We start from the raw sequence: 7,073 nt of genomic DNA, 5'->3' as shown, positions 1-7,073 counted from the left end.
GCGGCCGCGGCCACCGCGGTCCTGACGGTGCTCAGGTGGAGGCGCCGCCGCCGCGCCGCGCGGCGCGCCCGCCGCGCCCAGGTCACGGTGCTGTGACGAGGAGAACGAGCGAAAGATCGTGATGAGCGAACGCGGCAAGACCGGCCCCCTGAGCGATCCTCATGGCGAAGACGACCGCGCCGCCCAGGCGGCGGGCGCCGGCGCGCCCAGCGGACGAGGCGGGCCCGAGAGGACAGAAGACCCCGACGTGCCGGACGGGCCGACCGAGATGGCACCCAAGTCCTGGTGGAGCGCGGTCAAACGCACCGTCGCCGAGTACAAGGACGACAACCTGGGCGACTGGGCCGCCGCGCTCACCTACTACAGCGTGCTGTCCATCTTCCCGGCGATGCTCGTGGTCGTCTCGGTCATCGGGCTCGGGGGGAAGTCGGTGTCCCAGGACCTGATCACCAACGTCGGGGACATGGCGCCCGGCTCGGTGAAACAGGTCCTCACCGACGCGCTGACGCAGTTGCAGCGCGGACGCGGCGGCGCGAGCGTGGCAGCTCTGGCCGGTCTGGCCGCCGCGCTTTGGTCGGCGTCGGGGTACGTGGGCGCGTTCATGCGCGCCAGCAACGCCGTCTACGACGTCCCCGAGGGACGGCCGATCTGGAAGACCCTGCCGCTGCGGATGGGCATCACCGTGGTCACGCTGGTGCTGCTGTCGGTGTCGGTGATGGCCGTGGTGATCACCGGGCCGCTGGCCCGCAAGGCCGGCGACATGATCGGCCTGGGGTCGGCCGCCGTCACCACCTGGGACATCGTCAAGTGGCCGGTCCTGCTGCTGGTGGTCAGCTTCCTGTTCGCGCTGCTGTACTGGGCCTCGCCCAACGCCAAGCAGGGGTTCCGCTGGGTCAGCCCCGGTAGCGTCCTGGCGCTGCTGATGTGGCTGGCGGCCTCGGCCGTGTTCGCGTTCTACGCGTCCAACTTCAGCTCGTACAACAAGACCTACGGCAGCCTCGCCGGGATCATCATCTTCCTGGTCTGGCTGTGGATCACCAACACCGCGATCCTGCTGGGCGCCGAGCTCAACGCCGAACTCGAACGCGGCCGCGCCATCGCCGCGGGCACCCCGCCGACCCAGGAGCCCTACGTCGAGCCCCGCGACACCCGGGCCCTGGACGAAGCCGAACGCGACGCCCTGAACACCACCGAACACCCCGAACACCCCGAACACCGCCGGCCCTGAGCGGCCGAGCTCCGCCCCACTGCGGCTCCTCCCGAAGCCGCCCACCGGGGGCCGGCGCGAGCCCCAGGCCGCGCCGGCCCCCGGAGGTCGCCGTTCAGCGCTTGGTTTCGTATCTGGTCATGAGGACGCCGTCGGGGAACGTCCGGGTATCCACCAGGGTCAGGTTCACCCAGTTGTCCAGGGCCGTGAAGAACGGGGTGCCGCCGCCCACCAGGACCGGCGCGGTGACCAGCACGTACTCGTCGATCAGCCCGGCTCGGGCGGCCGCCGCGGCCAGAGTGGCGCCGCCGATGTCCATGGGGCCGCCGTCCTCGCCTTTGAGCCGGGCGATCTCGGTGACCGCGTCGCCGGTGACCAGGCGGGTGTTCCAGTCGACCGTGCTGAGCTTCGAGGAGAACACCACCTTCGGCATGTCCCGCCAGCGCTGGGCGAACTCGACCTCGGCCGGTGTGACGCCGGGCTGCTGGTCGGCGGTCGGCCAGTGGGAGCTCATCGTCTCCCACAGCTTGCGCCCGTACAGCGACACGCCGGTCGCCGCCACCCGGTCGGACCACCACTGGAACAGCTCGTCGCTCGGCACGCTCCAGCCGATGTCGTCGCCCGGCGCCGCGATGTAGCCGTCCAGGCTCACGTTCATGCCGAAGCTCAGTTTCCGCATTCCGTCGGCCTCCTGTCAGTCGGTACTCCGCGTACAGACCAGCACGGCGCGGAAGAATCATCGGCCAGGGCACACCGGAAAGGCGCGACGCGGTGTGGTGGTCCTGGCCGGGCGGGGCGTTCACCAGGCCACCTGCACCGTGCGTCCGCCGTGCCTCAGATGCGGACCAGGGGAGTGTCGACCAGGTGCTCGGCCAAGAACCACGCCTGGCGTTCCCCGGTCCTGATCACCTGGGAGACCAGCAGGTCGTTGGTGCCGTCGTCGCCGCTCGCGGCGGCCCGGGCGGCGGCGTCGTGCGCCTCGGCGAGGATGGTCTCGTGGGCTTCGAGGAGCCGCGACAGCATGGCCGGGACCTTCTCCACCCCGTCCGGCGGACGCGGAATCGAGGTGATCTCGGCGGCGTGCCGGGCGTCTCCCACGGCCACGCCGCCCAGCGACTGGACGCGCTCCGCGAGCGCGTCGATGATCTCCAGCTGCTCGGACGCGTGCCGGTCCAGGACCAGGTGCAGCTGGTAGAAGGTCGCGCCGCGCATCAGCCAGTGGTGCTTCTTGTACAGGCCGTGGAGGATCTGCGTGTCCGCGAGGGCCTTGTTCAGGCGCTGGCAGGAGTACATCCGCGTCTCGAAGGACAGCGCGACCGGGAACTGCTTGACGGTGTCGAACTTCTGGATGACCTCTCCCTTCTGATGGAGCCAGGGCTGGCTGCCGTGCGGGGTGGGCGGGTTGGTGGTCATGGTGCGCCTCCTGCGGTGTCGTGCATTGCGTACGCGGGTGACGCTAGGCGGCGGGGCGGGGCGCACCTTGTCGGGCCGTGCACGCGGTGGTGACCACAGGCGCACTATGGCCGTCTCGAAGGCCCAGGCCGCTTGATCAGTACCCCGACAGCACCGCCTCCGACACCGCCGAGGGTGCGCCCCCCGTCCGGCCGATCAGCGTCCGGCCGATGTTTCAGCCGGCGGCAGGGACGGCCCTGGACCCTCTCCGCTGCGTCGAGCCCTGACCAGGTGCGTTGCAGCGGGCGCCGGGCGTTGGGGTGGCTGTGGTGGGGCGGAGTGCCGGGACCGGCGTGAGGGCTCGGCGGGGCGGCCTGGAGGTGGCGGGCTGCTGGGAGGCCTCCTGGGTGGCGCGCCATTCGCGAGGAGTCATGCCGTAGGCGGCTCGGAAGACTCGGCTGAAGTGGGCGGCGCTGGTGAAACCCCAGCGGTGGGCGACGGCGGCGATCGTGGCGTTGCCGTGGAGCGACAGGTCGCGGCGGCACTCTTCCAGGCGGCGTCGCTGGATCCACCGGCTGACGGTGGCGTTCTCGCCCTCGAACAGCTTGTGGAGGTAGCGCAGGGAGATGTGGTGCGCCCCGGCGATGGCCTGCGGGGTGAGGTCCGGGTCGGCGAGGTGCCGGTCGATGAACGCCTGGATCCGCAGCAGCAGTGCCCGGTTGCCGCCGGGGGTGTCCTCCGTTGTCCGGTCGAGAAGTTCGTCGGTGAGGACGCCGAGCAGGTCCACGATGTTGCGGGCCATCAGTTCGCCGGCGCGTGGGGAGAGGCTTGCGGCGCCGTCCACGACGCCGGTCACGAAGGGGGCGAGCAGCGCCCCGACGGGGCTGTCGGAGGCGAGCGGGCGGGCCGTGAGGTGGGAGATGTCGGCGTCGCTGATGCCGAGGACGTCCTTGGGCAGGACGACGGATTTGCTCAGGAAGGGCTGGGGGAACTTCAGCCGGATGGGCCGGGCGAGGTCGTAGACGAAGATGTCCCCGGGACCGAGGAGCGCCTCACGGCCGTCCTGCTCCAGGCGGGCGAATCCCCGGTCCAGGGTCTTGACGACGATGTAGTCGTCCTGGCCGTCCCGCGCGGCGTGCCGGCGGGTGCGCAGGGCGTCCTGGCAGTCGCCGGCGAGTGAGACGGCGCGGAGCCGGCCGAGCGGCGTCGCCCGGATCGTGCCGGAGTACACCTCTTCGGGGACGGTGATGTCCACGGCGCCGAACGTCTGGGACAGGGCTTCGCGCCAGTACGCCCTCCGGCGCGGGACGGGCATCGAGTCGGGGATGTCGAAGCCGCCGAGACCGCTCCTCACCTGGACATCCGCTGTCATGTTCTCCGCCCTTCCGATTCGCGTGCAAGGCCACGCTGCCACCGCACGGGGCCTCGGCACATCACGTGAACCCGCTAGATCGGGGGACGGGGATTCCTCACCCGGTGGCGCCGCCGGCGGCGCCTGCGGTGACGTGGCGCTGGGCGATGACGAGCAGCAGGACGGCCGGGACGGAGGCGAGGACCGTGGTGGCCATGACGGCGTTCCAGTGGTCGGTGTGGGCGCCGAGGTACTGGTAGAGGCCGAGGGTGACCGGCCGGACGGCCGGGGTGGTGGTCAGGGTGAGGGCGAAGAGGAAGTCGCCCCAGGTGAACAGGAAGGTGAAGACCGCCGCGGTGACCAGAGCGCCGGTGCTCATCGGGAGGACCACGGAGCCGAGGACGCGCCACCCGCCCGCGCCGTCCACGCGGGCGGCCTCGATGATCTCGCGGGGGATGGTCCGCATGAAGGCGTGCAGGATGATGATCGCGAAGGGGACGCCGGCGGTGGAGTCGGCGAGGATCAGCCCGACGTGGGAGTTCAGGAGTCCGAGGTCGGCGTAGGCGCTGTAGAGGGCGTCGGCGACGACGACGCCCGGCGCCATCTGGGTGACCAGGATGCCGAGGAGCACCAGGTTGGTGCCCCGGAGGGAGAACAGGGCCAGCGCGTAGGCCGCCGGGGCGGCGAGGACGAGGCTCAGCGCCACGCTGCCGAGGGCGAGGACGAGGCTGGTCGCGAGGTTGCCAGCCTGGTCGTGCAGTGCGGTGACGTATCCGCTGAGATCCGGCGTGCGGGGGAACCAGCCTCCCCGCAGCGGGTTCCCGGCGGGCTGCAGGGACGCGTTCACCATCCAGTAGACGGGAAACAGCATCACCGCGAGCAGGACGATCCCGATGACGGTGGAAAGGACGCCCCGTCTCGGTGCGCGCTTCACGGGGCCACCTGCCCGGCGGCCTGGGCGCGGCGGCCGGCGTGCAGGTAGACGACGGCGAACACGAATGAGATGGCCACCAGGACGTTGCCCAGCACGGCGCCGCGTCCGAACTCGAACTCCTGGAAGGACAGCTTGTAGGCCTGCGTGGCGAGCGTCTCCGTGGAACCCGCCGGCCCGCCGCCCGTCACCGTGAGGACGAGGTCCAGCCCCTTGATCGTGTAGGCGACCCCCAGCACCAGGAGGACCCTCACCACGGGACGGAGCAGTGGCCACGTGATGTGGCGGAACGCGCTCACCGGACCGGCGCCGTCCAGCTTCGCCGCCTCGTACAGGTGGGCGGGGATGTTCTGGAGCCCGCTGTACAGGATCGCGGTGTTGAAGGGGATCCCGACCCAGACGTTCACGAGGGTGACCGACACCAGCGCCTGCGGCGTGCCGGTGAGCCAGGGGATTCCGGAGGAGGTGAGATGCAGCGTGCGGAGCGCGGTGTTGACGACGCCGGTGTCGGGGTCGAGCATCCATTTCCACGCTGTTCCGGAGACGACCAGCGGCATCAGCCAGGGGAGCAGCAGTAGCGACCGCAGGACGCCGCCCAGAGGGAAGCGGCGCTGGAAGAACAGCGCGAGGGCCAGGCCGATGACGAACTGCCCGAGGATCGAGCCGGCGGTGAACACGACGGTGTGCGCCAGGGCCTCGGAAACAGGTCCGAGAAGAGAACCTTCGAGTAGTTCCGCAACCCCACGAACGGGGCGGCGCCGGTGTAGAAGGTCGTGGTCGTGTAGTCCTGGAAGCTGACCACGACGTTCTTGGCGAGCGGGTAGCCGAAGAAGAGCAGCAGGTAGGCGGCGGCGGGCAGGACGAAAAGCCACTGGGCCAGCCGTTCCGCCCTGCGCGCGCGGATCACGCCCCGGACCGCCCTGCCAGCGGGGTCGTGGCCCCGCCCGGCCTCCCTGCCGTGTCCCAGGAGCAGGTCAGTCACGGGTCGCGAACTGCTGCGCCTGCCGGAGGGCCTCCTCCGGCGTCTGCCGTCCCGTCAACGCGGACTGGATCGCGGTGTAGATCGCGGTCGCAGCCCTCGGCCATCCGACGCCGAGTTCCCGGGTGCGGATGCGTGCCGCTTCCGCGCCCTTGACGAAGACCGACATCGACGGGTTCTGCTCGGCGTACCGGGCGGCGGCCGCGGCCCGAGAGGGCACCGTTTGGTGCTGCCCGGCCAGCGTGAGCATGGTGGAGGCCATGGTCAGGCAGCCGAGGACCTCGGCGGCCTTCTTCTGCCGGGACTTGGAAGCGCTCTGCGGGACCGTCCACACCTCACCGCCGAGGGGCCCGACCGGCGTGAGCCCGGCCCGGGGAACGGGGATCGGGGCGACGCCCCACTCCAGGGTCTTGTCCTTGGCCAACGCGGGGATGCGCCACGGGCCGTTGAGCATCATGGCCGTCCGTCCGGCGGCGAACTGGTCGTGGACGTCCGCCTGCGTCCAGTTCAGCACCGACTTGGACATGGAGCCGCTGTTCACCAGGTCGACCCACAGCCGGAGGGCCTGCGCGGCCTGCGGCGTGTCCAGCTTCTTCTCGTCGCCGCCGTTGGACCACAGGAAGGGCAGGAACTGCCAGGTCCCCTCGAAGTCGGCGCTCGCGTCCACGGCCATGCCGTACCGTCCGGGACGGGTCAGGCGGGCCGCGGCCGCCTTCAGCTCGTTCCAGGTCCGCGGCACCGCGACGCCCGACTCGGCGAGCGTCTTCTTGTTGTAGAAGAGGGCGACCGTGCTGACGTAGGGGGCCAGGCCGTACACCTTCCCCTGGTAGGTGCCCGCCGACAGGATGCCGGGGACGAAGCCGCGGGTGTCGATGCCGTACTGGTCCAGCGGGGTCAGCGCACCGGTCCGGGCGATCTGCTGCACGTCGGCGTTGTCCAGCATCAGCAGGTCGGGCAGCGTCCGCGACGACGCCTGCCGCAGGACCCGCGGGACGAGCGACGCCGGTGGGACGCTCGTCTGCTCGACCTTGACGCCGGCGGCCCTGCCGCACGCGGCGAGGACCTGGTCCCACTGGTCGTGCTCGGACTTCTCGGTGTAGTAGTCGAGCACGGTGATCGAGGTGTCCCCGCCGCGGGTGGACCCGCCGGGTGTTCCGCCGGCGCATGCGGCGGCGGCCAGGACCAACGCCATGGTTCCGGCCAGGCGCGCGAC

Annotated in this window: 7 protein-coding genes; 1 reads left to right on the top strand and 6 read right to left on the bottom strand. The window is 71.0% G+C overall.

All coding sequences use genetic code 11. The annotated features are described in order from the left end of the window. Positions 1 to 121: 121 nt before the first annotated feature. Positions 122 to 1,228 carry a YihY/virulence factor BrkB family protein gene (locus AB0J52_RS21185; RefSeq protein ID WP_500183403.1) on the top strand — a complete coding sequence of 369 codons (1,107 nt, stop codon included), beginning with the start codon at positions 122 to 124 and terminating at the stop codon, positions 1,226 to 1,228. Between the two features lie 94 nt (positions 1,229 to 1,322). Here AB0J52_RS21185 and AB0J52_RS21180 read toward each other — a convergent pair whose 3' ends face one another. The 6 genes from AB0J52_RS21180 to AB0J52_RS21155 all read right to left on the bottom strand — a co-directional run. Continuing rightward, positions 1,323 to 1,886: a dihydrofolate reductase family protein gene (locus AB0J52_RS21180; RefSeq protein WP_500183402.1), complete on the bottom strand. Its 564-nt coding sequence runs from the start codon at positions 1,884 to 1,886 to the stop codon at positions 1,323 to 1,325. Positions 1,887 to 2,041: 155 nt separating this feature from the next. Further along, entirely contained in the window at positions 2,042 to 2,620 is a 579-nt protein-coding gene (locus tag AB0J52_RS21175; RefSeq protein WP_500183400.1) for a Dps family protein, read from the bottom strand. A gap of 214 nt (positions 2,621 to 2,834) precedes the next feature. Next, positions 2,835 to 3,971, bottom strand: a complete 1,137-nt coding sequence (locus AB0J52_RS21170; RefSeq protein ID WP_500183398.1) for a helix-turn-helix domain-containing protein — start codon at positions 3,969 to 3,971, stop codon at positions 2,835 to 2,837. A gap of 97 nt (positions 3,972 to 4,068) precedes the next feature. Then, positions 4,069 to 4,884 (bottom strand): carbohydrate ABC transporter permease, encoded by an 816-nt coding sequence (locus AB0J52_RS21165; protein WP_500183396.1) that lies wholly within the window; start codon positions 4,882 to 4,884, stop codon positions 4,069 to 4,071. Continuing rightward, a complete protein-coding gene (locus AB0J52_RS21160; protein ID WP_500183394.1) occupies positions 4,881 to 5,558 on the bottom strand; it encodes a carbohydrate ABC transporter permease in 678 nt (225 codons plus the stop codon). The genes AB0J52_RS21165 and AB0J52_RS21160 overlap by 4 nt, the downstream gene beginning before the upstream one ends. A 297-nt stretch (positions 5,559 to 5,855) precedes the next feature. Then, positions 5,856 to 7,073, bottom strand: a 1,218-nt coding sequence (locus tag AB0J52_RS21155; protein WP_500183392.1) for an ABC transporter substrate-binding protein, incomplete at its 5' end; no start/stop codon positions are given.

The organism is Spirillospora sp. NPDC049652, from assembly GCF_040675125.1.
Classification (GTDB): Bacteria; Actinomycetota; Actinomycetes; order Streptosporangiales; family Streptosporangiaceae; genus Spirillospora.
Note: the sequence above shows the minus strand (reverse complement) of the source record. Positions and strands in the feature narration are given on the sequence as shown.